This window comes from Kitasatospora sp. NPDC034035 (genome assembly GCF_055575755.1).
In genome coordinates this window covers 140,205-165,789 of the sequence record NZ_JBVISA010000019.1, presented here as the reverse complement: position 1 = coordinate 165,789, position 25,585 = coordinate 140,205, and the positions used below count along the sequence as shown (strand labels likewise).

Here is a 25,585-nt window from a genome sequence, read left to right as displayed (position 1 = left end):
CCGCCGGGCTTTGTGGAACGGAGACTTCCGTGCGTGTGGTGATCGCGGAGGACAACACCCTGCTGCGGGAGGGCCTCGCGGCCCTGCTCGGCGGAGCCGGGCACGAGATCTGCGCGACGGTGCGCGACGGCGACGAACTGGCCCCCGCCCTGCTGCGCCACCGCCCCGACGTCGCGGTGGTCGACATCAGGATGCCGCCGACCTACCGGGACGAAGGCGTGCGCGGCGTGGCCGAGGCCCGCCGCCTGATCCCCCGGCTCCCGGTGCTCTTCCTCTCCCAGTCCGTCGACCGCCTGGTGGCCGGCGAACTGCTGAGCAACGGCGCCTCCGGCGTGGGCTACCTCCTCAAGGACCGGGTGGGCCGCGTCGAGGACTTCCTGGGCGCCCTGTGGCGGGTCGTCGAGGGCGGCACCGCCCTCGATCCCGAGGTGGTCGGCGAGCTGATGGCCTGGTGTCGAGGCGACCAACCGCTGGAACTGCTCACGCCACGCGAGCGGCAGGTGCTCGCCCTGATGGCCGAGGGCCACCACAACACCGGCATCGCCGAGCGGCTGCGCCTGGCCGAGAGCTCGGTCGGCAAGTACGTAGGCAACATCTTCGGCAAGCTGGGACTGAGCCCGGAGGGCGCCGGTCACCGCCGCGTCCTCGCCGTGCTGACCTATCTGGAGGCCGTGCAACCAGCGTGATTAAGGCAGCTGTGAAGTTCTTGGAGGCACACGGGCGGCGGTGAGACTCTGCTGTGGGCGCCGTGCACAGGTCACGGTGCCGTCTCGCTGACAGGAGCCCGTCCCGTGTCCTACCGGACCGCAGGACTGACACGTCGAGCCACCCTGGGTCTCGGCACCGCCCTCGCCGTCACCCCGGCGCTGGCCCAGGCCGGCCGGGCGTTTGCCGCACCGGAGCCGAACACCACCGGCCCCGACCCCTTCCTCCAGGAGTCGCCCGACCGGCCAGGTCTGGAGGAAGCGTCACTGACCGACCTTCAGAAAGCACTGTCCAGTGGGCTGTTGTCCTCGGTCGACCTGGTGCGCTACTACCTGTCCCGGATCGAACGGCTCGACCGCCACGGCCCCACCCTCGGCTCCGTCCTGGAGACCAACCCCGATGCCATCGCGCAGGCCCGCACCCTGGACGAGGAACGACGCGCCGGGAGGCTGCGCCACCCGCTGCTGCACGGCATCCCGGTCCTGCTGAAAGACGTCGTCGAGACCGCCGACCGGATGCACACCACCGCCGGCTCGCTCGCCCTGCTCGGCGCCCGCCCGGCCCAGGACGCCACCGTCGCCGCCCGGCTGCGCGCGGCGGGCGCCGTCCTGCTCGGAAAGGCCAACCTGACCGAGTGGGCCGGCAGCGAGGTCACCCGGGTCAATGGCTGGAGCACCCGCGGCGGGCAGTGCCGCAACCCCTACCGGCTGGACCGCTCACCCAGCGGATCCAGCGCCGGGCCCGCCGTCGCCGTCTCCGCGAACCTGTGCTCCGTCGCGATCGGCGCGGAGACCAACGGCTCGATCCTCAGCCCGGCCGCCGTCAACGGCGTCGTCGGCCTCAAGCCCACCGTCGGACTGACCAGCCGGGCCGGCGTGATCCCCTGCTCGCCCACCCAGGACTCCATCGGCCCGCTGTGCCGCACCGTCGCGGACGCCGCCGCTGTCCTCGGTGTCATCGCCGGGCCGGACCCGCGCGATGCGGCCAGTGCCGCCGCCGTCGGCCACACCCAGTCCGACTACACCCGCCACCTGGACCCGGATGGCCTGCGCGGCGCCCGTATCGGCGTCCCCCGGCAGGTCTTCTTCGGCTACAGCAGCCACGCCGACGCCGTCGCCGAACAGGCCCTGCGCACTCTGGCAGCGGCCGGTGCGATCCTGGTCGACCCGGCCGACATCCCCACTGCCCAGGAGATGGCCACCGCCGAGGCCCCCGGAACGGTGGCCCTCTACGAGAGCAAGCACAGCTTCGACAGCTACCTCGCGAGCACCCCTGGCGACCACCCGCGCAGCCTCACCGAACTCATCGCGTTCAACGAGCAGCACGCCGGCCAGGAACTGCGCTACTTCGACCAGTCCCCCCTGAAGATGGTGGACACCGCCACCGACGGCGACCTCACCTCCGAGCGCTACCGCAAGGCCCTCGCCGACACCCGGGACATGGCCCGCACCCGCGGCCTGGACGCGGTTCTCGCCGAACACCGCCTGGACGCCCTGGTCATGCCCACCTGGAACCCGGCCTGGAAGATCGACTACCTGAACGGCGACTTCTACCTCGGAGGCAGCTCCGGGCCCGCCTCCCTGGCCGGGTACCCCGCGATCACCGTCCCGGCCGGCACCGCCCTCTCCCTCCCGCTCGGCATCACCTTCACCGGCCCGGCCTGGAGCGAACCGGTGCTGCTCCGGCTCGCCTACGCCTTCGAACAGCGCACCCGGGCCAGGACCAAACCGGGCCTCCTGCCCGCCGAGACCGGGCTCTGACGCCCAAGCCGGACTCCCACCCCGCCGTTCGCACCGGAGGACCGATGAGTCGCCCCACCACCCTCGCCGACAAACTCTGGGACGCCCACGTCGTCCACGCCCAGGACGGCGAACCCGACCTGCTCTACGTCGACCTGCACCTCACCCACGAGGCCACCTCACCCCAAGCCTTCGACGGGCTGCGCCTGGCCGGGCGCACCGTGCGCCGCCCGGAGCTGACCCTCGCCGTCGAGGATCACAACGTGCCCACCGCATCGCAGGAGGTCACCGACCCCGTCAGCCGCCTCCAGTTGGAGACCCTGCGGACCAACTGCGCCGAGTACGGCGTCGAGCTGTACCGCCTGGGCCACGCCCGCCAGGGCATCGTGCACGTCGTCGGACCCCAGCTCGGCCTGGTCCAGCCCGGCATGACGGTGGTGTGCGGCGACAGCCACACGGCCACTCACGGCGCCTTCGGTGCCCTCGCCTTCGGCGTGGGCACCAGCGACGTGGAACAGGTTCTCGCCACCCAGTGCCTGACCCTGGAGCGGCCGCGCACGATGGCTGTGGAGTTCACCGGCGCCCTGCCGCCGGAGGTCGGCGCCAAGGACATGATCCTCGCGCTGATCGGCGCGATTGGCGTCAATGGCGCCCGCGGCCACATGATCGAGTACCGCGGCGAACCGGTCGAGGCCCTGTCGATGGAGGGCCGGATGACCCTGTGCAACATGAGCATCGAGGCCGGCGCCAAAGTCGGCCTGATCGCCCCCGACCGCACCACCATTGACTACCTGGCCGGCCGCCGGCACACCCCGACCGGATCCGCCTGGCAGCAGGCCACCGCGTACTGGCAGACCTTGCGCACCGACCGCGGCGCCACGTTCGACCGCACCGTCACCATCGACGTCTCCCACCTGACCCCGTTGGTCACTTGGGGCACGAACCCAAGCCAGGTGGTCCCGCTCTCCGGCGTCGTGCCCGCACCCGACGACCTTACCGATCCCGGCGAACGCGCCGCTGCCCGCCGGGCCCTGGAGTACATGGACCTGACCCCCGGCACCGAACTGCGCTCACTGCCCATCGACGTGGTCTTCCTCGGCTCCTGCACCAACGGCCGCATCGAGGACTTGCGGGCCGCCGCCGCCGTCCTGGACGGCCGAACCGTCCACGAGAACACCAGGATGCTGGTTGTCCCCGGCTCGATGACGGTACGCGCCGAGGCCGAACAGGAGGGACTGCACGAGGTCTTCCTCGCAGCCGGCGCCGAATGGCGCCTGCCCGGCTGCTCGATCTGCCTGGGCATGAACGAGGATCGTCTGACGGGTGCCCAGCGTTGCGCCTCGACCTCCAACCGCAACTTCGAGGGCCGCCAGGGGGACGGCGTGCGCACCCACCTGGTCTCCCCGCAGGTCGCGGCCGCGACCGCCGTCGCGGGCCGCCTCGCGGTTCCGGCGGATATCCGGTGACCAGCAGCACACCGATTTGACCCAGCCGTTTTGGAGTTTTCGTGATGAATTTCGAAATGCATTCAGGGCGCGCCGTCGTACTGGCCCGCGACGACATCGACACGGACCAGATCGTGCCTGCGGAGTTCTGTCGCAGAGTGGTGAAGAGCGGTTATGCGGACGCCCTCTTCGCCAACTGGCGGAAGGAGCCGGGCTTCGTCCTGGGTCGCCCGGAGAACCAGGGCGCCAGCGTGCTCGTCGCGGGCCGCGACTTTGGTATCGGGAGTTCCCGCGAGCACGCGGTGTGGGCACTCAAGGACGGAGGTTTCCGGGTCGTGGTGGCGGCCGGCTTCGGCGACATCTTCCGGCGCAACGCATTGAACAACGGACTGCTCCCGCTTGACCTCCCCTACGCGGAGCTCGGCCGGCTCGCCGGGCAGATTGCCGCCCACCCCGGCCTGGAGGTGGTCGTAGACCTGCGCGAGTGCACGCTGCGACTGGGCGGCACGTGCTGGCAGTTCGAGGTCGAGGAGCGCGGCCGCCGGATGCTGCTGCGCGGGGAGGACGCCATCGAGGCGGTGCTGCAGCATGGCGGTCTGATCTCTGCCCACGAGGCCCGGCGCCCCGCCTGGCTGCCGACCGTCGGCTGATCCCGGCGGACCGTCTGAAATCCGGGCCATCCCCGTCCCGACCTCCCCGCGGGCCCGTCCCCGAAGTCAGTCCCGGTCCTTCGGAAAACGGAATCTGGAATTCAGTTCGGTTCGTGATAGGATTCCGTGTGCAGAAGAATGAACCATTGATAGCCTGACCTCGCGTAACACGGCTGGCGGGGGCGCGCTATGCCAATTGGTCGGCTTTGACGCGGGGGAAACAATGCGGCGCATTCATTTTACGGCGGAAAGTCTGGCGAGCACTCGCTTTCTGATCGATATCGAGCAGATACGAGAAACGCTCCTGGCGCTCGACGTTTTGAGTACCGGAGTCGGCGGAGAGGCCTTCCGGGCCTGGCGCAAGAGAACCGCTGGCAGAAGTGACATCCGCCGCATGATCTCACTGGCCCAGGCACTGCGACCGCTCCCGGACCTCGACCACGTCGTGCAGACCCTGTTACAAGGCGACCCGGACGCCCCCGAAGCCGCCACCCAGTCACGCCTGTCAGCTGATCTGGAAAGCTTCCGTCAGATCGCCATCGCCCCCTATTGGGCGAGCATCGAACGGCGCCTGGCCGCCGACCGCGCCGCCCGCAGTGAGATCGTACTCAGTGGAGGGTGGGATCAGATGTTCACCTCACTCCACCGCGCCATCCGGTGGGACCCGCCGGTACTGGAGGTCCCGGGGGAGGGGGAGGACGTCAAACTGGGGTCGGAGGGCCTGTGGCTGGCCCCCTCGCTATTCCTCGCTGCGCGCCCCCCGATCCTCTTCGACCGCTACCTCGGCCAGGACCGCCCCACGTTACTCTATCCCATCCCCATCGACTGGGGCCGCTCCTCCTCCATCTGGGACGCCGTCGAGGAAGGCAACGGCGCCCTGCACGCCCTCATGGGCCGCACCCGCGCCGCCGTACTCGTTGCACTTTCCAGCAGCGCCACCACGACCGAAGTGGGCGAACGCGTGGGCATATCCTCGGCTGCCGCCAGTCAGCACACCGCCGTACTCCGCGCCGCCGGCCTGATCACCACCCTGCGCTCCCTGAACCGGGTCCAGCACACCCTGACACCACTGGGCGCCGCACTGATCACCCGACTGCACTGACCCCGGTCCACACCGGCAGGCGCGGCGCCGGAGAGCATGAACTCACGGAAAAGCTCCGCTTCTGACGCTAAGTCAGATGGTGAGGAGCGCACTCCCCGGGTCGGTAAGAAGAGGGGCTCTGTCCCGTCATCGGCTCTGCCCCGTCATCGGTGGTGATGGCCATCGTTGGCATGGTGTGCGTGAATGTCAACGAGCTTGTGGGTGTGGTGTTTTCGGGACGGACCTGCACTGACGGGTTGACGGGCTGGGGCCTCCCGGGGATCGGGAGGCCCCAGCCGTGAGCGGCCGCAGCGGTTCCGGTCGAGCCCGCCGCAGGGCAGGAGAACCGGGTGCGTCGGCAGTCGTTCGTCAGGCGTCGTTCGTCAGGCGTTGCAGGTGACCACCGCGCTGGACTGCCAGAGGGTCGGGCCGATCCGGATGGCGATCGGAGCACGGGTCAGCGAACACTGGGCGGTGGTGTAGCCCGCTGCCTTGGCCTGGGCGTAGGCGCTGTTGTAGGCGGTGATGTTCGAGGCGAACGGGCTGCCGCTGAAAGCGTTGCCGACGAAAAGGGCCTGGCCGGTGACGGCAGTCTGGGCGCCGGCCGGCAGTGCGCCGACGGTCAGCAGGAGGGCGCCGGCGGCAAGGGCGGTTCCGAGTGCGCGCTTGAGGTCGGTCATGATGAGGCCCTTCTGGGGATGGTGGCTCCTCGTTCCGAGGCGCCTCGACTTCGGGGATCTGTGGAGCCCGGTGTAGATCGAATTCTTGTCGTGGCGGTGGGGTGCGGACAAGGGCTGTACCCGCCTTCTGTTCGTGCCGTCGCCGGCAGGGAAGAGTCCGCGGCCACACCATGGGCAGGACCCTGATGCCCGACTTCAGCCGAACGTCGTGACCGACTGCCGAGGTGCAAGATGCATGAGCTGATCCTCCGTCACGCAGCGGATCTCAAAGACAAGATCGCCTTTGCCGATGCCGAGGACGCGGTGAGCTACGGTGATCTCGCCCGCCGTACTGCCCGGGTGGCCGGCAACCTCCCTGTCGATCGCGGCAGTCGGGTGGCGCTGTACCTGGGCAGCGGGGGGACCGCCATCGCGGCTACCCTCGGCGTCTGCCGCGCGGCCGCCGTCGGCGTTGTACTCGACCCGCGAAGCGGCGACGACGAGCTCCGGTTCCGTTTGGAGGACAGCGGCGCCGGGTTGGTGGTCACTGACCGCCAACGCCTGGCGCAGGTCCGGCGGGTGGCCGGCACCGGTGTGGTGACCGTTGACGACCTGCTCGCGCCCACCCGGACGCCGCCACGTGACGACCTCGAGCCGGACGAGCCCGCCTGGCTCCACTACACGTCCGGGACCAGCGGGGACCCGAAGGGCGTGCTGTCGACGCAGGGAGCCTGGCTCCGGTCGGCGGAGCACGCCTACCGGGGACTGCTGGGCATGTCCGGCGACGACCACCTGCTCTGGCCGCTGCCGCTGTTCCACGCCTTCGGGCATTCGATGTGCGTGGTGGGTGTCCTGGCCCTGGGCGCGAGTGCCTACGTGATGGACCGTTTCACGGCGGACCGGGCTGCCGCCCTGCTTCGCCGGACACCGTTCACCGCACTGGGCGGCGTGCCGACGGTCTTCACCCAGCTCCTGGACGTCGGGGCTCCGCTGCCGCCCAGGTGTCTGTCGGCCGGGGCCCCGCTGCGGGAAGAGCTGCGGGTCCGATTCCGCCGCAGGTTCGACCGTGAACTGCACGACGGCTACGGCAGCACGGAGACGTCCGGAAAGATCGCCATCGACGGCGTCGTCCTGCCCGGAATCGACACCCGATTCGTGGACGGTGAGATCCACCTGAGGATGCCCGGTGCCGATCGGTGGCACGCCACCGGAGACCTCGGCCGCGAGGAGCACAGCCGTCTGGTGGTGACCGGGCGAGCCGGCGAAATGATCATCCGGGGCGGGGAGAACATCCACCCGGTCGAGATCGAGCGGGTGCTGGCTCGCTGTCCGGGCGTCCGGGACGTGGTCGTGGTGGGTGAGCCCGACGCGGTGCTCGGTGAGGTGCCGGTCGCCTACGTCGTGGGCGACGTGGATCCGGCGACGCTGCTCGCCTTCTGCCGTCGCCGGTTGCCATCGCATCGGGTGCCGGAGGCAGTCCGCCCGGTCAGCCGGATTCCGCTGACCTCCTCGGGCAAGCCGGTGCGGAAACGGGTCCGGTTCCAGTACCTGCTCGACGTGGTCCGACGGGAGGCCGCGGGGATCACCGGCCTGTCACCCGAGGCGGACCAGCCATTCGTCGAAGCCGGTCTGGACTCGCTCGGCACGGTACGACTGCGTGACCGGCTGGGCGCGGAACTGGGTGTCGCACTGCCGCCGTCCCTGGTGTTCGACCACCCCACGCCCCGCGCGGTGGCCGACTACCTCGCCGGCGGGGCCGCCGACCCGCCGCCGCCCGCCCGCAAGGCCACCGAGCCGATCGCGATCGTGGGCATGGCGTGTCGCTATCCCGGCGGGATCACCTGCCCCGAGGACCTCTGGCGGGTGGTGGCCGCCGGCCAGGACACGATCACGGGGTTCCCCACGGACCGGGGCTGGCCCTTGGACGAGTTGTTCCACCCGGACCCTGACCATGTGGGCACCAGCTACGTCACGCGTGGGGGCTTCCTCGCCGACGCGGCCGACTTCGACGCCGGGTTCTTCCGGATGTCGCCGCGCGAGGCCCTGGCCACCGACCCGCAGCAGCGACTGCTGCTGGAGACGGCCTGGGAGGCGTTCGAGCGGGCGGGCATCGCGCCCGAGTCGGTGCGGGGCAGTAACACCGGTGTGTTCGTCGGCCTGATGTACAACGACTACGGCAGTCGCTTCCGGGGCGCCGCGCACCAGCTCGAGTCCCAGATCGCGTTGGGTGCGGCGGGGAGTGTGGCCTCCGGACGGATCGCCTACAGCCTGGGTCTGCACGGGCCGGCGCTCACCCTGGACACGGCCTGCTCCTCGTCGCTGGTCGCCATGCACCTCGCGGCAGACTCCCTCCGGGGCGGCCAGTGCGACCTGGCCCTGGCGGGCGGTGCGACTGTCATGGCCACACCGGACAGCTTCGTGGTGTTCAGCCGGCAGCGCGGCCTGGCCCCGGACGGACGGGTGAAGCCGTTCTCCGCGGCTGCCGACGGCACGGCCTGGTCGGAGGGCGTGGGGCTGTTGGTCCTTGAGCGGGTGGCCGACGCGGTGCGCAACGGTCACCCGATCCTGGCCCTGCTGCGGGGCTCTGCGATCAACCAGGACGGGGCGTCCAACGGCCTCACGGCGCCCAGCGGGCCGGCCCAGGCGGCCGTGATCCAGCAGGCGCTGGCCGACGCCGGGCTGACCGGCGCCGACGTGGACGTGGTCGAGGCCCACGGAACCGGCACCGCCCTGGGCGACCCGATCGAGGCGGCCGCGCTGCTCGCCACCTACGGTCAGGACCGGTCAGCTCCGGTCCTGGTCGGTACCGTCAAGTCCAACCTCGGGCACACCCAGGCAGCCGCCGGGGTCGCGGGCGTGATCAAATCCGTGATGGCGATGCGGCACCGCACCGTGCCGGCCACGCTGAACGTCGACGAGCCGACCCCGCACGTCGACTGGTCCGCCGGTGCACTTCGCCTGGTCACCGAGCGGACGCCCTGGCCGGCGCAGAACCGTCCGCGCCGTGCCGGAGTGTCGGCTTTCGGGATCTCGGGGACCAACGCGCATGTGATCGTCGAGGAGTACGAGCAACTGCGGGTGGCGTTCCTCTTCCCGGGGCAGGGGGCGCAGCAGCGGGGGATGGGACGGGACCTGGCCGCCAGGTACCCGGTGTTCGCCGCGGCGTTCGAGCAGGCGTGCGCCCAGCTGGATCCGGAGCTACGCGAGGCGATCGACACCGACCTGGTGCACCGTACGGACATCGCCCAGGCGGCCCTGTTCGCCTACGAGGTGGCACTGTTCCGCCTGTTGGAGTCCTGGGGATACCGCCCGGACGCGCTGATCGGGCACTCCGCCGGGCAGATCGCGGCGGCTCACGTGGCGGGCGTGCTGTCGCTGCCCGACGCGGCGAGGCTGATCACTGCCCGCGGGCGGCTCATGCGCGAACTGCCGGCGGGAGGCGCCATGGTCGCCGTCCGGGCCGCCGAGAGCGAGATCAGGCTGACTCCTCGCACCGCGATCGCGGCCGTCAACGGACCGGACTCGGTCGTCGTGTCCGGCCCGGAGGAGGACGTGCTGGCCATCGCCGCCGGGTTCGAGCAGGTGACGCGGCTCACCGTCAGCCACGCCTTCCACTCTCCTCTCATGGACCCCGTTCTGGCCGAGTTCACGGACGTGGCACGGAGCCTGACGTACCATCCACCGCTCATTCCGATCATCGGCGGCCGCCCGGACGATCCGCACTACTGGGTGCGGCACGTGCGCGAGACGGTCCGCTTCGCCGACCACGTGGCCATGGTCGACGGCGCGGCCCTGGTCGAACTGGGCCCGGGCAACACGCTGGGCGCGCTCGTCGAGGGTGTCATCTCCACCACCGACCCCGAGCAGGCAGCGAGCCGGCTGCGGGGCACCCGCGCCTTCCACCGGCAGCGCTACTGGCTCGACCGCGCCACCGAGCACCCGCTGATCGAGTCGACCGTGATCGTGCCCGGTTCCGGTGAGGTGGTGTGCATCGCCGACCTCAGCCCGGTGTGGCTGCTCGACCACGTCGTTGACGGGACGGCGATCGTGCCCGCCACGGCGATCCTGGAGCTGGTGCTGTACGCCGGGGAGCGGGCCGGCTGCGGCACCGTCGACGAACTGGTCCTGCACACGGCGATGCGCCTGCCCCGGACGCGGCGGGCCGAGATCGTCGTCCGCCCCGAGGTCGACGGCGCGCGGCCGTTCGAGGTGCACGCGAACGGAGTCCGCTGTGCCAGCGGCCGACTGGACTCTCGGCCCGCGCCGCAGGTGGACATCGGCGAATGGCCCCCGCCGGACGCCGAGGAGCTCGAAGTCGAGCATGCCGACTACGGACCGGCGTTCCGAAGGCTGAGCAGGATGTGGCGCCGCGGCGACGAACTCTTCGGCGAGGTGCGCGGGGAGTTCCCGGACGCCGGGCGGTTCGCGCTGCACCCCGCCCTGTTCGACGCGGCGTTGCACCCGGCACGGCTGCTCACTGACGGGGTGCCGTTCGCCCTGCGCGGCGTGCACCTGCTGGCGCGGGGCGCCACGGGTCTGCGAGTCCGCATCCACGAGGGGCGGATCGCCGCGACCGATCAGACGGGCCGGCCGGTGGCGTACGTCGAATCACTCACCGTGCGTGCGACCGGAACCGGCCGGGGAACGCTGTTCCGCCCGGAGTGGCCCCGGGTTCCCGGCCGGCCACGGGGCCAGGTCCTCGAGGTGCCGCCGGGCGACGCCCCCGACGCCCTGGCGCTCACCCTGCGGGAGCTGCAGGCCGATCACGAGCACCTCACCGTTCTGGTACCGCCGGCCGACCTGGCCGGAGCGGCGGTGGCCGGCCTGATCCGGGTCGCGCAGACGGAGCACCCCGGCCGGTTCACCCTGGCCGAAGTCAGCGATGGGCGGACCGAGATCGTGCCCGAGCGCGCGAATCTGGTCCCGGTGCCAGGCGGCGCCTTCACCTGGCGCGGGACCGTCCTGGTCACCGGTGGCGGCGCGCTGGGCCAGGCGGTCGCCGACCACCTGCGAGCCAAGGGAGTGCGCGTCGTGGTCGCCAGCCGCAGCGGTGAGACGCGCCTGGACGTCACCGACCGGGAGGCCCTGGCCGCACTGGTCGACTCGATCGAGGACCTGCGGGCCGTCGTGCACACCGCCGGGGTGCTCGACGACGGGATCCTGGCGTCGATGACCCCGGCGCGCATGGATACGGTATGGCTCCCAAAGGCCGAAGCGGCCCGGCACCTGCACGAGCTGACCGCACATCGAGAACTGGACGCCTTCGTGCTCTTCTCCTCGGCGGCCGGTGTACTCGGTCACGCCGGACAGGCCAACTACGCGGCGGCCAACTGCTACCTGGACGAGCTCGCTCGCCACCGGCGGCGACTGGGGCTCCCCGCTCTCTCCCTGGCCTGGGGCCCGTGGACGATCGGGATGATGGCCGACCGGACCGCTGATCCCGGCCTGGTGCCCCTCACGCCCGCAGAGGGCGTGGCACTCCTGGAGGCGGCGCTGGGCACCGACGAGCCGGTTCTGGTCCCGATCGCGTTCGACCGCCCGCCCCGGCCGAAAACACGGACCACGCCGGAACCGACCCCGCCGACAAACCTGCTGGAGATGGTGTGCGCCGAGATCGCCGCCGTGTTGAGCTACCCGGACGTGCAACCGGACACCCCGATCCTCGACCTCGGATTCGACTCACTGACCTCGATCGAGCTGCGCAACCGCCTGGAGGGACGGACCGGCCTACGCCTCCCCGCTACGGCGGTGTTCGAAGCTCCCACGCCCAGGGCACTCGCCGAGCAGTTGCGTCCGCCGCCGCCCCCGGGGACGCTCGCGTACCTGTACCGCAAGCTGTGTGAGCTGGGCCGGCCTCGAGAGGCCATGCACCTGCTCGTCTCCGCGTCGTGGGCGCTGCCGTCGGCGGCAACGCTCCCTTCCGCCGCCCCACAGCGACTCAGCGACGGCGAAGGCCCGGCGATCGTCTGTTTCCCCGCCTTTGCCTCACCCCCTGGGGAGTACGGCCTCCTGGCCCGGCATCTGCCGGGCATGTGGCTGCTCCCGCACCCGGGGTACGACGGCGGCCCCGTGCCGGAGGACGTGGAGGCCCTCGTCCGGACACATGCCGCCTCGATCAGGCGGCTCGACCGACCGGTGGTGCTGTTGGGCCGCTCCACCGGCGGCCTGGTCGCGCAAGCCGTCGCGGAACGAGTCGGTGCCGAGGCGGTGGTGCTGGTGGACACCCACCCGGTCCGGGACGAGGAATGGCTCACCGAACTGCCGGTCCGCAGCGCGATCAGGCTCGACGAGCCCGGTCTCGCGGCGATGGGCGCGTATACCCGCATCTTTCTGGACCGGCAGGAGGAGACGACCATTCCGACACTGCGCCTGCGAGCCGGCGAAGTGCCAGGTGACCACCACTCAGTCCTCGAGGAGCACGCGGCCACGACGGCGGAAGCAATCCAGGCGTGGCTCTCCCGGACGGTGTCGCCCACGCCGGGATAGGTGTCGGGGCGAGGCCCAGGCGCGCTCGAGCAGGCGAAGGCCTCTTCGGCGGCGGGGCACCCCGGGCCGGCGCCTCGGATGGTCCCGGCATCCGGCGGTGTCGATGTCCGGCCCGCCTGACACTGACAGGGGCAGGCAGGCGCGGTCGCGCGTGGCCATACTCGAATCCATGAGCAGCAGATCAGAGTTGGGGAGGTTCCTGCGGACGCGCCGGGCGCAACTGCAGCCCGCGGACGTCGGGTTGCGGATGTTCGACGAGGAGCGGCGGGTGCCGGGACTGCGCCGCGACGAGCTGGCGCGGTTGGCGGGTGTGAGCGAGTCCTACTACACGCGACTGGAGCAGGGGGTGTCGCTCAACGCGTCGACGGAGGTGTTGGAGGCGATCGCCCGAGCGCTTCGCCTGGACGGAACCGAACGCCGCCACCTGCACGATCTCGCAGGAGCGTGGCACAAGGGCGGCAACGAGCGAACCCGCCGGCAGGCGCCGGAGCACGTCAGCGATACGACGAGACAGCTGATCGGCGCCTTCGGGGACACCCCGGTCATCGTGCTCGGCCGCCGCAGCGACGTGCTGGCGTGGAATCGCGCGGGGCATGCGTTGTTCGCCGGACACCTCGACTACCGGAGCCCCGAGCATCCCGACAGGCGTCCGAACACCGCCCGCCTGGTCTTCCTGGATGCCCACACCCGCGAGCTGTACGAGGACTGGCCGAAGAAGGCCAGGGACGTGGTGGGCAGGCTGCGCATGACCGTCGGCCGGCACCCCGACGATCCGATGCTGGCCGCGTTGATCGGCGAACTGGTCATGCACAGTGCCGAGTTCACCGCGATGTGGTCCGCGCACCCGGTCCGGGCCTGGGACACCGCGACCTACCGGATGCGCCATCCCCTGGTCGGAGCCGTGGACGTCACCCAGCAGGCCATGCCGGTCCCGGACGGGCCGGGACAGCGAATCGTGGCGGTCACCGCGGCGGCGGGTTCGGCCTCGCAGGCCGCGCTGACCCTGCTCGCTCAAGCCGTCGCCCCGGGCGAACAGACGCCCCCGGCAGATAGGACACCCGGACCGGAACCGATCGCTGACACCAGCCCGGTCTCGTAGTCGTCGTCATCCCCTCCCTGGCCGGCGGCAACGATGCCGCCCGATCAGGACAGTCAGGGAAGGCCGCTGACGACGGCGCGTCTCAAGAAACCTGTCCCACCCTGCGCACGCGGTGGGCGACCGAAGACCCAACCCCCATCTGTGGCACCCGTGAAAGGAACAAGCATGTCCGTGCTCTACACCACCGAGGCGATATCGACCGGCGACGGCCGGAACGGGGAGGTCCGCTCCCTGGACGGGGTGCTCGACGAAGTCCTGGCGGTCCCCAAGGAGATGGGCGGCCCCGGCGGCGACCGGACCAACCCCGAGCAGCTCTTCGCCGCAGGCTACGCCGCCTGCTTCCACAACGGGCTGCGACTGATCGCAGGCCGGCAGAAGGTCGACGTCGGTGCGTCCACCGTCACCTCCACGGTGAGCCTGCTCGCCCTGGACGAAGGACGCTTCACCCTCGCCGTCACGCTCTCGGCACACCTGCCCGGCCTCGACCAGGCCACCGCCGACCAGCTCGTGGCGACCACCCACCAGGTCTGCCCGTACTCCAACGCCACCCGTGGGAACGTCGAGGTGACGCTCAGGGCAACGGTCTGAGCCCAGGCGGCCGTGACAGGTCGCCGGTGACGCCACAGTGATGGTGGGCCGGGCGAGGACTGACCGTGTCCTGGAGCACGAGTCGGCCGCCCGGCCCACCATCACTCAGGCTGCCCGGCGGCCTGTTCCCGGGCGCATCCGTCACTGCCCGGTCCGGTCGGTGAGGGGCTGCCGGGAGGCGGTCGGTGGTGTGAACAGGGCCTGGACGGTACTGGTGGCCAGGTCTCGCAGCCAGGTGTGGGCGCGGTCGTCGTCGTAGCGCCGATGCCACAGCAGGTACAGGGGGACGTCGGGCAGCGGGAGTGGCGGCGGCAGGGTGGCCAGGCCGAGTCGTTCCCGGGCTGCGCGGGTGACCGCGTCGGGGAGGGTGACGACCAGGTCGGTGTCGAGGGCGAGTTGCAGGGCGAAGGCGGCGGTGGGTCCGGCGGCGACGACGCGTCGTTCGAGGCCGTGGGTGGTCAGGGCGTCGTCTATCGGGTCGCGCAGGCTTCCACGTCGCGAAACGGTGAGGTGTTCGGCGGCTGCGTAGCGCTCGATGCTCAGCGGGCCGTGGGTGAGGGGGTGGTCCGGTCGGACGGCGACGACCAGCCGGTCGCTGCCGACGAGGCGGTGGCGGATGTCGGGGAGCGTCGGAGCGCTGGAGCTCGATTCGAGGTCGACCTCACCCCGGCGCAGCTCGGCGTCGTCCGTCCCGGGTTCGGCGGACAGGCGCAGCCGGACGCCGGGGGCCCGGCGGTGGACGGCGGTGATCAGGGCGGTGCCGCAGGCGGCGGTCAGGGCGTCGTGCCAGCGCACGGTGAACACCCGGTCCAGAGCTGCCAGGTCGAGTTCCTGCTGCGCGGAGAGAAGGTGGTGGGCCTGCTGTACGAGGGCGTGGACCTGGGCGCGCATGGCCAGTGCGCGGGTGGTGGGAACCATGCTGCGGCCGGTGCGGACCAGGATCTGGTCACCGGTGGCCTTGCGGATGCGGCCCAGGGAGCGGCTCATCGCCGGTGCGGTGACGTGGAGGCGTGCTGCGGCGCCGGCGACGCTGCCCTCTTCCAGTAGTGCGTCCAGGGCTGTGAGCAGGTTCAGATCCAGTTGCATGACAGTAACTCTATGACTGAACAGCATGCACTTGTTGTTAATGATTGAGGGGCCTACCTTCGAAGTGCAGGCGCGAGACAAGCCGCCGCACACATCGAATCCAGGGAGCCCACCATGAGCACAGCCATGCCTTTCGCCGCCGACACGACGCTCCTGTCCGAGGTGACCGCCGCGGTGAGGACCGCAGGCCTCACCCTGCGCGACCGCCACACCTCGCACGCCCGGGGCGTGAGTCTGGACGAGGTCGTCGCCGAGATCCATGCCAACGACGACGCGGTGCTGGACGTGCTGCGGGAGCCGCTGCTGCGGGCCCGGCGGGGATCACAGTGGGCCGAGGACGAGCTGGCCGGCGGTGCGCTCCCGTCGGGGGAGTGGTGGGTCGTCGACCCCGCCGAGGGCAACATCAACCACGTTCACGGCATGGACGACTGGGCCGTGACCGCCACCCTGGTCCGTGACAACCAGCCGGTGCTCACCGTCGTCCACCTGCCACTGACCGGCGACACCTACACCGCTGTCGCCGGCGGCGGTGCCCGCCTCAACGAGCGGCCCCTGAAGGTGTCCGCCAAGGCCGATCTGGGCGCCGCGCTCGTCGGCACCGGCCAGGCCAGGCCCGGCGAGGACGAGCGCACCTTCCGGCGGATCGGTGACTCGGTCACCGCCATGCTCATCAACGGCCTGGTCGTGCGCGTGTCCGTTCCCGCCACGATGCAGCTCATCCACGTCGCGGCCGGACGCACGGACGCCTTCTGGCAGTTCTCCGACGTTCGCTCCGGTCTGGTCGCCGGTGCGCTGCTGGTCTCCGAGGCCGGAGGCACCGTCACCGACCTGGCGGGCGAGCCCTGGAACACGGGCAGCCGCGACTTCCTGGCCGCCGCCCCCGGCATCCACACCGCCGCCCTCAAGGTCCTGTCGCCGATCGCTTGACCGGGCACCTCCGCTCCACCCACCTCACACCGCAAGGAGCATCACCTCATGACCAGCATCGGCATCCTGGGCGCCGGCCGCGTCGGCGCCAACCTCGCCGGCAAGCTCTCCGCAGCCGGACACCACGTCACCCTCGGCGTCCGGAACCCGGAAGAGACCTCCGCGGCCCTTGCCGCCGACATCGCCCCACAGATCGCCTTCGCCGACCAGCGCACCACCGCCTGCACCGCGGACATCGTGATCAACGCGACGCCCGGCGACAGCACCCTGGACCGTCTCACCGATCTGCGCGCCGAACTCGCCGGAAAGATCCTGGTCGACGTCTCCAACGCGACCCGCGACGCCGACGACGGCCTGCCCGGCGACCTGTGCTACCCCGGCAGCAGCCTCGCCGAGCAACTCCAGGCCGCCCTCCCCGACACCCGTGTGGTCAAGACCCTCAACACCATGTTGTTCATGGTCATGACCGCCCCCGAAACCCTGGCCACCCCGCCGACCGCCTACGTGTCGGGTAACGACGAACCCGCGAAGAAGACGGTCACCGGCCTGCTCGGCGACCTGGGCTGGCAGCCCGCATGGATCGAGGACCTCGGCGACGTCACCACCGCCCGCGCCACCGAGGCCATGATCCTCGTGGTTCCCCACATCCTGCGCCGACACGGCTTCCGGCCCTTCGCGGTCTCCCTCGCCCACTGACCGTGGTCGTCGCCGGCCCCCAGGCCTGACCTGGATCCTGACCGTGGAGGGGTGGACTCCGGGGTCCGAGTCCGGGTCGGGGATCTCGGGCGGCCGCTTATGCTGGGGCCGTGACACCGAGAGCGGGGCAGGGGCCAGTATTGCGGGCCGATGCTGCGCGCAACCGGGCCCGGGTGCTGCAGGTCGCCCGCGAGCAACTGGCCGTCGGTGACGACTCCCTTCAGCTGAACGCCATCGCCAAGCTCGCCGGCCTGGGCGTGGGGACCGTGTACCGGCACTTCCCCAACCGCCATGCGCTGGTGGAGGCGCTGTCGGCGGACCGCTTCCGGGAACTGGTCGACGAGGCGCAGGCGGCCGCCGCCGACGAGGACGCGCTTGCGGGCCTGCACCGGCTGCTTCGTTTCGCTCTCGACCACGCGCTGGACGATCCGGGGTTCGCGGCCGTGCTGGAGTCCGCGAGCGATGCCGAGGCGCAGACCTCGCAGATGAAGGCCGAGCTGGACCGTGCCGTCGCGGAGCTGCTGGACCGCGCACGTCTGGCCGGTGCCATCCGGGGCGGCATTCGGGCGGACGACGTGCGCCGCCTGCTCTGCGGCGTCGAGCATGCCGTGCGCTCCGGCGACAGCGACCATGCGCGTCGCGGGCTCTACCTCGACGTCCTTCTTCAGGGGCTGCGCTCTCCGCGCTGACGGCAGCGCGCCCTCCCGGCGTCCGCCGACCGGTCCCGAGGGGTCGGCCGGTTCGTCCCACCCACCAACAACCGGATGACTATCCGCTTGTGCTAGCGTGCCCATCGAAGCGGATAGCTATCCGAATATGTGGAACGTGGGAGGGCGGACCTGTGGTCCAACGGGCAGTGGTGACGGCGGGGACCGGAGGCATCGGCCTCGAAACCGCGATGGGACTTGCGGCGCGCGGGCTCGCCGTCACCGTGGTCGGCCGCGACGCCGAGCGCGGTGGAAGCGCCATCGAGCGGATCACGGCGGTCGCCACCGGAGCCGCTCCGCGCTTCGTGGCCGCCGACCTCGCATCGCTCGACCAGGTACGAGCGCTCGCCGCGCAGCTGGCGGACGAGGGGCCGCTGAAGGTGCTGGTCAACAACGTCGGCGCGATGTTCACGCAGCGGCGGCAGACGGTCGACGGGATCGAGGCGTCATTCGCCGTCAACCACCTGTCGCCGTACCTGCTGACCGAGTTGCTGCTCGATCAGCTCCGAGCCGGCGGGCCGAGCCGGATCGTCAACGTCACCTCAGGCGCGATCAGGGTCGCCAAGCGCGCCTTCGATGCGGTCGAACCGCCGGGTGGCTACTACGGCTTCCACTGGTACGGCCGCGCCAAGCTCGCCAACCTCGCCTACACCCTGCACCTGTCCGAGCGGCTGCGCGGCACCGGCATCACGGTCTTCGCGGCCGACCCCGGCGGCGCCGCCACCGACATGACCAACGGCACCATGGCCTCACCGAAGATCGTCTCCCCGGGGTTGCGTCTGCTGTGGCCACTGGTCCGACGGACCTTCGAGCGTTCCACCGCCGGCCCCGCCTCCGTCGCCGCCCGTCCGTCCGTCTTCGCCGCGACCGATTCCTCGCTCGACGGGAGGACCGGCCTGCTCATCGGCCCCCAGGCCCACCCCGTTCCCGCCTTCCGCGGAAGCGCCGACCCTCGGCTCATCGACAACGTCCTCAGGCTCAGCCGCCAGCTGGCGCCGCTTCGTGGAGGTGGTGGCGCCCAACCGAGGTGAGCCCGATGCCTGCTGCCCGGCGGCCTGCGCCGGTGGCCGTCAGTGGCGTTCGGGGGCGAACGGGCCCTCGTCGACGAAGCGGCGCAGCCGGCGTGCGAAGGCTTGGGCGTCCGCCTGTGGCCAGGCGGCGAGCGAGGCCGCGATGCCGGCCGCCAGTCGCTGTCTGGTGACCGACACGATGGTGTGGCCCTCCTCGGTGAGCGCGAGGAGGGTCGCGCGGCCGTCGGCCGGGTCGGGTTGGCGCCGGAGCAGGCGGGCCTGCTCCAGCCGGTCGGCGCGACGGGTCACGGTGGTGCGGTCGAGTCCGATCTCGCGGCCCAGGTCGGCGGCGCTGCACGCTCCGGTCCGGGCCAGGCCGCTGAGGATCGGGTAGGTGAGGTCGTCGACCGCTTCCCCGAGCCCCTCGGTCAGCTGGGTGTGGAGGCGGGCGCGAGTGCTCCGCCGCATGAGCAGTCCCAGGGCGTCGGCGATGTCGTGTCCCGTCGAGTTCTTCACCTCTCGAGATTAGCGTGCTTGGCGCACGCTTTTCCTGGTACAGTCAGAAGCGTGCTTAAGGCACGCATCCCCTGACTGGCCCAGGGCGGGCCACGCCCGCACCCAACCGAAGGAATCCCCATGAACCACACCGACGCCCGCGCCGCCCTCACCGACCTGCTCCTCACCCCGGGCCTCGACCTCGACGAGGCCGCCGACCGGCACTTCGCCCCCGACTACCGCCAGCGCACCGACGGCGAGTGGGCCGACCGCACCGAGTTCCTCGCCCACATCGCCCACCTGCGCACGGTCGTCGCCGGCGGCTCCGTCGACGTCCACGAGGAACTCACCACCGGCAACCTCTACGCCGACCGCCACACCATGACCGTCACCAAGACCGACGGCTCCACCGTCCGCATGGAGGTCTACCTCTTCGCCGAGTTCGCCGCCGACGGCCGCTTCCGCCGCATCGAGGAGACCACCCTCATGCTCGAAGGCGCCGACACCGACCGGAACCTCGGCAGCGCCCGCTGAGCCACATTCCCACCAGGCGACACGAGGCCGGCCCCGTCCCGGCGCATCGGCGCGCGCCGCCGTCATGGCGCAACATCCGAAAAGCGAGAGGAAGTGGCTGTCACGCTCGACGTGCCCTCTCGCACGGATCGGGCCGGATCAGCGCGCGGCGCCGCCGGCTCCCGGCCGGGGGTGCCCCCCCATTCGTACGTGCATCGCCAGGCGGGCCCCCGGCGCTGGGCCGGACTGCCCATGGACCCCGCATCGCTCGCACAGCCGGGGCGGTGCGGGCCCGGACAGGGCCCCGGGGTCTGCTCGGCCCAGACGCAACTTCTTCGCGTTAAGCTGTGTGCATGAGTGCCCGAGCGACCACACGCCCCGGCGGGCGCAGCGCCCGCGTCCAGCAGTCCGTGCACCAGGCCGTCCGGGATCTGGAAGCGGAGGTGGGGCGGGACGCGCTCACCGTGCCCCTGATCGCCGCCCGCGCGGGAGTGACGCCGTCCACCGTCTACCGGCGCTGGGGGGACCTGCGGGAACTGCTGTCCGACGTGGCCGTCGAGCGGCTGCGCCCCGACACCCCGCCGGCCGACCATGGCAGCCTCCGGGCGGACCTGGGGGCATGGGCGGCGCAGTTCGCCGACGAGATGTCCTCGACGGCGGGCCGCACGTACATCCGCGACGCCCTGCTGGGCGACCCCGAGCAGGGCAACGCGGTTCGCTGCTCCGATTACGCCGCCGAGCAGTTGAAGGCCATCGGTGTGCGCGCGGCGGGGCGAGGGGAGGCCGTGCCCGATGTGGAGACCCTGCTGGACGTCGTCGTCGCCCCCCTGATGTACCGCATCCTGTTCCGTCCCTCGGATCTGTCGGCGGCCTACACCGACCGCCTCGTGGCGACGGCCCTCGGCCGGAGTTCCGCTCCCTCCGCACCCTCCGCTCCTAAAAGCTAAAAGTTTGCGTTTCGAGTGGCCTGGGGCCTACTCTTCCTAATGCAAAGCGTTTGCCTTTAGGTGTGAGAGGTGCTCCATGCTCAGCGTTGCAGCCCTGCCGTCCCGCCCCCGCCGCCTGCCCCTGCTGAGCCACCGCGGTGCCTTCCGGCTCCACGCCTCGGTCCTGGTCGGCCTGCTGGCCGCCTCCAGCGCACCGACCCCGCTCTACGCGCTCTACCAAACCGCATTCCACTTCTCGGCCATGACGCTGACCGTCGTGTTCAGCGCCTACGCGCTCGCCCTGCTGGCGGCACTGCTGACCACGGGCACGCTCTCGGACCACCTGGGCCGGCGCCCGGTCCTCGCCGGGGCGCTGCTGGCGGAAGGCGCCGCGATGGCCGTCTTCGCGACCGCCCAGGGGGTGCCGGCGCTGATCGCCGCCCGGATCCTGCAGGGCGTGGCCACCGGCGTGGCCACCAGCGCCGCCGGCGCCGCCCTGCTCGACTTCGAGGACCGCGACCGCCCGGGACGGGCCACCGCCGCCAACGGCATCGCCCCCGTGGCCGGCATGGCGGTCGGGGTGCTGGCTGCCACCGCCCTCGTGCAGTTCGCCCCCGCTCCCACCCGCACCGTCTACCTGCTGCTGCTCCTGCTGTTCACCGCGCAGGCGGCCGCAGTGCTTCTCACCACCGAGACCGCACATCCCCACTCCGGCGCGTGGCGCTCGCTGCGTCCCGGCACTGCCGTCGCCCCCGCCTCCCGCCCGGCCATGAGGCTTCTCGCCCCCGGCGTCGTCGCCGCCTGGGCGCTGGGCGGTTTCTACTCCTCCCTCGGCCCCTCGCTCGCCCGGCTCATCGCCCCGCACGCGAGCCGCGCCACCGGAGGCCTGGTCTTCCTCACCATGACGGCCGCGGCCGGCCTCGGCGGCCACGCCGCCCGGGCGCTGCCCGCCCGCACGGTGAGCCTCGCCGGCAGCGCGCTCCTGATCCCGGGAGCCCTGCTGACCCTGAGCAGCCCCCAACTGCACAGCCTGCCCGCGCTGTTCGCCGGCACCGCCCTGGCGGGCGCGGGCTTCGGCGCCGTCACCCAGGGCGCCCTGCGCCTCCTGCTCCCCCCGGCCGCCCCGGACCAACGCGCCGGCACGCTCGCCGCCTACTACGTCCTCAGTTACCTGGCGATGAGCATCCCCGCCGTCCTCGCCGGTCTGCTCACCAACCTGTACGGCCTGCAGACCGCAGTCTCGCTCTACGCCGCGACCGTCGTCCTGCTGACCCTGGTCGGCCTCGTCCGCGGCGTGCGGCGGCCGCGCACCGCCTGACCGAGCTCCGCCTTCCCGCACCCGCACCACCCGAAAGGACCCCACGATGAGCACCGTCACGCCCCGTCAGGCCGCCACCTCCACCAGCACGGGGTGGAGCCTCGGCGACATCACCCTCCGCCGCGTCGACGAGATCGAACTGCCTCGGGAGACCGGCCCCTGGCTGCTGCCGGACGCCACCAAGGAGGTGCTGGACGAGGCGTCGTGGCTGCGCCCCGACTTCGCCGACGCCGAGGTCCCACGGCTGGCTAGCCACAGCTTCGCGGTGGAGGCCGGCGGACTGCGGATCGTCGTCGACACCGGCATCGGCAACGCCAAGCCACGCGCCAACCCGGCCTGGAACGGTCTCGACACCGACTTCCTGGAGCGCCTGGCCGCGGCCGGCTTCCCGCCCGAGTCGGTGGACCTGGTGATCACCACGCACCTGCACACCGACCACGTCGGCTGGAACACCCGCCTCGTCGGCGGGGACTGGGTCCCCACCTTCCCCAACGCCCGCTACCTCACCAGCCGGACCGAATGGGACCACTGGGCCGCCACCGACCTGGACGAGGCCCGCCGCCAGATGTTCCGAGACTCCGTCACCCCCGTCCGCGACGCCGGGCAGTACCACCTCGTGGACGTCCCCGAGCAGGGGCACGAAGTGGCACCCGGCGTCCTCCTGGTCCCGGCCCCCGGCCACACCCCGGGGCAGGTCGCCGTGGAACTGCGCGGCAGCGACCGCCGCGCCCTGATCACCGGCGACAGCATCCACCACCCCGTGCAGCTGTCCCACCCCCACGTGCACAGCTGCGTCGACATCGACTCCGCCCAGGCGGTCCGCACCCGCGCCCGGATACTCGACGCGCTCGCGGACACCGACGCGCTGCTCCTGGGCACCCACTTCCCGCAGCCCACGGCCGGCGCCGTCCGCCGGGAGAACGGCCGCTACCGGCTGCTCGCCGAGCCGGGCGTCGAGATCCCGGCCGGCGCGGCCTGATCGCCCGGCCCGATCGCCCGGCCTGATCACGCGGCCGGTGCCGCTCGGCCGGTGCCGCTCGGCCGGTCCCGCGCGGGCCGCCGAACTGCCGCGGCGCCTTCGGCTGTCCACAACGAATCCTCGGCCTACAGGGCGTCGGCCACTCCGCCGCCCCAACCTCCACCGAGAGGGAGAACATTCATGCCCGCCGTCGAACTCACACCGCCGGAGGCCGCCCGCTGGGCCGCCCGCGCCGGACTTGCGCTGCCAGCCGAGCGCCACGCCGCGGTCGCCGCGGTCGCCAACCACATCCACAGCGTCGTCGCGGTCCTGCGCGAACTGGACTTCGCGGACGTCCCGCCCGCCGCCGCCTACCGCGCCGTAGAGGAGAAGCACGATGCAGCCGTATGAGCTTTCCCTCGCCGCCGCCGCGGACGCGATACGTGACCGGCGACTGTCCCCCGTCGAACTGGTCGACTCCGTCCTCGATCGCATCGAGAAGGCGGAGCCGTCCCTCGGCGCCTACGTCACGGTCGCCGCGGAGCAGGCACGCCGGGCTGCGGGCGAAGCCGAACACGAGGTGGCGCAAGGCCGTTACCGGGGAGCGCTGCACGGCATCCCGATGGGGCTCAAGGACCTGATCGATGTCAGCGGGATGCCCACCACGGCCAGCTCCCGGGTCCGTGCCGACCATCGCGCGACAGCGGACAGCACGGTCGCCGCGCGTCTGAGCGCAGCCGGCGCGATCCTGCTCGGCAAGACCCACACCCACGAGTTCGCGTTCGGCCTGACCACCCCGCAGACCCGCAACGCCTGGGACCGCGGCCGGGTCGCCGGTGGCTCCAGCGGCGGCTCCGCGGTCGCCGTCGCGTCGGGCACCGCGACCTTCGCCCTGGGCACCGACACCGGCGGGTCGATCCGGGTGCCCGCCGCGCTCAACGGGGTTGTCGGCCTCAAGCCGACCTACGGTCTCGTCCCCCGTCACGGCGTCACCTCCCTGTCCTGGTCGCTGGACCACGCCGGTCCGATCACCCGCACCGTCGAGGACGCGGCCCTGGTCCTGACCGCGCTGGCCGGACACGATCCGCGCGACCCCGCCTCGCTGTCCGTGCCCGCCGCGGACTACCGGCCCGGTGCCGGCACGAACCTGACGGGGCTGCGCATCGGGTTGCCCCGCACCTACTACTTCGACAACGTCGACCCGCGCGTGGAGACCGCCGTCCGGCACGCCATCGGGCAGCTGGAGTCCCTGGGCGCACGGCTCGTCGAGGTCGACATCCCGATGACCCGCTACATCCAGGCCACCCAGTGGGGCCTGATGGTGCCGGAGGCCGGGGCCTACCACGAGGGCAGCCTGCGAGCGGTCCCCGAGCTGTATCAGGAGGACGTCCGCATCCTCCTGGAGGCAGGCGAGTTGATGAGCGCCGGTGACTACCTGCGCGCTCAACGCTCCCGCACGCTCATGCGTGCCGAGTGGGCACGGATGCTGGAGGAGGTCGACGTGATCGCCGCCCCGAGCGTCCCGATGCCCGCGGTCGGGGCCGACGAGACGACGGTCACCTGGCCCGACGGCACGGCCGAGAGCGTCTCCGACGCCTACGTGCGGCTCTGTGCCCCCGCCAACATCACCGGACTGCCCGCCCTGACCGTTCCGGTGGGCCAGGACACGGCGGGCCTGCCGATCGGCATGCAGCTGCTCGGCCGGCCCCTCGGTGAGCCCACGCTCCTGCGGGTCGGCCACGCCTACGAGCAGACGCAGCCCGCCCGGGCACTCGCCACGGCGGTCTGATCTTTCGGCGTCGGCGGAGGAGAACAGCGAGCTGACGGTGTGTCACCGGCGGGGGCGGTCTTGCGGCCGTCCCCGCCTCTCGCTCCGATCCGGTGCACACCGTGGAAGGGCCCGACGACGAAGCCGACCGGGGCACGTTTCCGTGCCCCGGTCGGCTCTCGACCGATGGCGGCCGTTACGACTCCACCCAGCCGTGGTCCACGGCGATCCGCACCAGGCGCTTCCTGACGTCCAGGATCTGCTCACCGGTCAGTGCCGGGGCGCTGACGAGCAGGGCCTCGGTGACCTCGTCGGTGAAGTCCTTGACGGAGAGCACCTCGCAGGTGCCGTCGTCCAGGTCGATCCGGGCGTCCGTCGCCGGTGCGTGGGGGACCACCGACGACGGACGCGAGTCGGTGCGGGGTGAGGAGGGCAGCCGGCCGCTCGCGAGGGAGACGGCCGAGGCCTTGAGGCCGCGGTCACCGTCCTCCAGGTCGAAGCTCACGAGAACGCCGGGGCTGATCAGCGACTTGTCGACCAGAAGGTCGTTGACGTGCAGGAACACGTCGGACCCGCCACCGTCGGGAGAGACGAACCCGTACCCTCGAACCTCGTCGAACCGGACGACCTTGCCCATAGCCATAGCCAGACCCCACACCTCTGCTGAAACAACACAACACTGAACACCGCAAAACCACACCGTCGGCCTGCCACCGGGTCCCAGAACTC

The 25,585-nt window shown here is 71.6% G+C and carries 22 protein-coding genes; 18 read left to right on the top strand and 4 right to left on the bottom strand.

Going from position 1 to position 25,585, the window contains the following annotated elements; translation table 11 throughout:
* Positions 1-29 precede the first annotated feature (29 nt).
* The 5 genes from ACZ52J_RS26035 (at position 30) to ACZ52J_RS26015 (ending at position 5,641) form a co-directional block, all read left to right on the top strand.
* Positions 30-686: a response regulator transcription factor gene (locus tag ACZ52J_RS26035; RefSeq protein WP_360507414.1), complete on the top strand. Its 657-nt coding sequence runs from the start codon at positions 30-32 to the stop codon at positions 684-686.
* 105 nt (positions 687-791) lie between these two features.
* Positions 792-2,465, top strand: coding sequence for an amidase (locus tag ACZ52J_RS26030; protein ID WP_465622189.1), 1,674 nt, complete (start codon positions 792-794; stop codon positions 2,463-2,465).
* 44 nt (positions 2,466-2,509) lie between these two features.
* Positions 2,510-3,910: a 3-isopropylmalate dehydratase large subunit gene (gene leuC / locus ACZ52J_RS26025; protein ID WP_465622187.1), complete on the top strand. Its 1,401-nt coding sequence runs from the start codon at positions 2,510-2,512 to the stop codon at positions 3,908-3,910.
* A gap of 56 nt (positions 3,911-3,966) precedes the next feature.
* Entirely contained in the window at positions 3,967-4,539 is a 573-nt protein-coding gene (gene leuD, locus ACZ52J_RS26020) for a 3-isopropylmalate dehydratase small subunit (RefSeq protein WP_465622185.1), read from the top strand.
* Between the two features lie 196 nt (positions 4,540-4,735).
* Positions 4,736-5,641, top strand: a complete 906-nt coding sequence (locus ACZ52J_RS26015; protein ID WP_465622183.1) for an ArsR/SmtB family transcription factor — start codon at positions 4,736-4,738, stop codon at positions 5,639-5,641.
* A gap of 362 nt (positions 5,642-6,003) precedes the next feature.
* Here ACZ52J_RS26015 and ACZ52J_RS26010 read toward each other — a convergent pair whose 3' ends face one another.
* Positions 6,004-6,300 (bottom strand): hypothetical protein, encoded by a 297-nt coding sequence (locus ACZ52J_RS26010; RefSeq protein ID WP_465622181.1) that lies wholly within the window; start codon positions 6,298-6,300, stop codon positions 6,004-6,006.
* Between the two features lie 231 nt (positions 6,301-6,531).
* Here ACZ52J_RS26010 and ACZ52J_RS26005 point away from each other — a divergent pair, with 231 nt between their 5' ends.
* The 3 genes from ACZ52J_RS26005 to ACZ52J_RS25995 all read left to right on the top strand — a co-directional run bounded on the left by ACZ52J_RS26005 (position 6,532) and on the right by ACZ52J_RS25995 (position 14,452).
* Positions 6,532-12,765 carry a beta-ketoacyl synthase N-terminal-like domain-containing protein gene (locus tag ACZ52J_RS26005; RefSeq protein WP_465622179.1) on the top strand — a complete coding sequence of 2,078 codons (6,234 nt, stop codon included), beginning with the start codon at positions 6,532-6,534 and terminating at the stop codon, positions 12,763-12,765.
* Between the two features lie 169 nt (positions 12,766-12,934).
* Positions 12,935-13,864 (top strand): helix-turn-helix transcriptional regulator, encoded by a 930-nt coding sequence (locus ACZ52J_RS26000; protein ID WP_465622177.1) that lies wholly within the window; start codon positions 12,935-12,937, stop codon positions 13,862-13,864.
* A gap of 165 nt (positions 13,865-14,029) precedes the next feature.
* Entirely contained in the window at positions 14,030-14,452 is a 423-nt protein-coding gene (locus ACZ52J_RS25995; RefSeq protein WP_360507392.1) for an organic hydroperoxide resistance protein, read from the top strand.
* A gap of 141 nt (positions 14,453-14,593) precedes the next feature.
* Here ACZ52J_RS25995 and ACZ52J_RS25990 read toward each other — a convergent pair whose 3' ends face one another.
* Positions 14,594-15,538 (bottom strand): LysR family transcriptional regulator, encoded by a 945-nt coding sequence (locus tag ACZ52J_RS25990; protein ID WP_465622175.1) that lies wholly within the window; start codon positions 15,536-15,538, stop codon positions 14,594-14,596.
* 114 nt (positions 15,539-15,652) lie between these two features.
* Between ACZ52J_RS25990 and ACZ52J_RS25985 the strand changes: the two genes are divergently transcribed.
* The 4 genes from ACZ52J_RS25985 (at position 15,653) to ACZ52J_RS25970 (ending at position 18,899) form a co-directional block, all read left to right on the top strand.
* Complete coding sequence (locus ACZ52J_RS25985) at positions 15,653-16,465, top strand: inositol monophosphatase family protein (protein WP_465622173.1); 813 nt, start codon at positions 15,653-15,655, stop codon at positions 16,463-16,465.
* Positions 16,466-16,513: 48 nt separating this feature from the next.
* Positions 16,514-17,161, top strand: coding sequence for an NADPH-dependent F420 reductase (locus tag ACZ52J_RS25980; RefSeq protein ID WP_465622171.1), 648 nt, complete (start codon positions 16,514-16,516; stop codon positions 17,159-17,161).
* A gap of 173 nt (positions 17,162-17,334) precedes the next feature.
* A complete protein-coding gene (locus ACZ52J_RS25975) occupies positions 17,335-17,850 on the top strand; it encodes a TetR/AcrR family transcriptional regulator (protein ID WP_465622169.1) in 516 nt (171 codons plus the stop codon).
* 152 nt (positions 17,851-18,002) lie between these two features.
* Positions 18,003-18,899, top strand: coding sequence for an SDR family NAD(P)-dependent oxidoreductase (locus ACZ52J_RS25970; protein ID WP_465622167.1), 897 nt, complete (start codon positions 18,003-18,005; stop codon positions 18,897-18,899).
* A gap of 39 nt (positions 18,900-18,938) precedes the next feature.
* On the opposite strand, the gene ACZ52J_RS25965 is transcribed toward ACZ52J_RS25970, so the two are convergent.
* A complete protein-coding gene (locus ACZ52J_RS25965) occupies positions 18,939-19,394 on the bottom strand; it encodes a MarR family winged helix-turn-helix transcriptional regulator (protein ID WP_465622165.1) in 456 nt (151 codons plus the stop codon).
* 120 nt (positions 19,395-19,514) lie between these two features.
* Here ACZ52J_RS25965 and ACZ52J_RS25960 point away from each other — a divergent pair, with 120 nt between their 5' ends.
* From ACZ52J_RS25960 to ACZ52J_RS25935, 6 genes are all read left to right on the top strand, one after another.
* Positions 19,515-19,907: a nuclear transport factor 2 family protein gene (locus tag ACZ52J_RS25960; RefSeq protein ID WP_465622163.1), complete on the top strand. Its 393-nt coding sequence runs from the start codon at positions 19,515-19,517 to the stop codon at positions 19,905-19,907.
* Between the two features lie 332 nt (positions 19,908-20,239).
* Positions 20,240-20,833, top strand: coding sequence for a TetR/AcrR family transcriptional regulator (locus tag ACZ52J_RS25955; RefSeq protein ID WP_465622161.1), 594 nt, complete (start codon positions 20,240-20,242; stop codon positions 20,831-20,833).
* A gap of 76 nt (positions 20,834-20,909) precedes the next feature.
* A complete protein-coding gene (locus tag ACZ52J_RS25950; protein ID WP_465622159.1) occupies positions 20,910-22,130 on the top strand; it encodes an MFS transporter in 1,221 nt (406 codons plus the stop codon).
* Positions 22,131-22,176: 46 nt separating this feature from the next.
* Positions 22,177-23,109 carry an MBL fold metallo-hydrolase gene (locus ACZ52J_RS25945; RefSeq protein WP_465622157.1) on the top strand — a complete coding sequence of 311 codons (933 nt, stop codon included), beginning with the start codon at positions 22,177-22,179 and terminating at the stop codon, positions 23,107-23,109.
* Between the two features lie 180 nt (positions 23,110-23,289).
* Complete coding sequence (locus tag ACZ52J_RS25940) at positions 23,290-23,499, top strand: hypothetical protein (RefSeq protein ID WP_465622155.1); 210 nt, start codon at positions 23,290-23,292, stop codon at positions 23,497-23,499.
* Positions 23,486-24,877 carry an amidase gene (locus ACZ52J_RS25935; RefSeq protein WP_465622153.1) on the top strand — a complete coding sequence of 464 codons (1,392 nt, stop codon included), beginning with the start codon at positions 23,486-23,488 and terminating at the stop codon, positions 24,875-24,877. The genes ACZ52J_RS25940 and ACZ52J_RS25935 overlap by 14 nt, the downstream gene beginning before the upstream one ends.
* A gap of 175 nt (positions 24,878-25,052) precedes the next feature.
* Here ACZ52J_RS25935 and ACZ52J_RS25930 read toward each other — a convergent pair whose 3' ends face one another.
* On the bottom strand, positions 25,053-25,499 hold the full coding sequence (locus tag ACZ52J_RS25930; RefSeq protein ID WP_465622152.1) for a cold-shock protein: 447 nt from the start codon (positions 25,497-25,499) through the stop codon (positions 25,053-25,055).
* Positions 25,500-25,585: the final 86 nt, after the last annotated feature.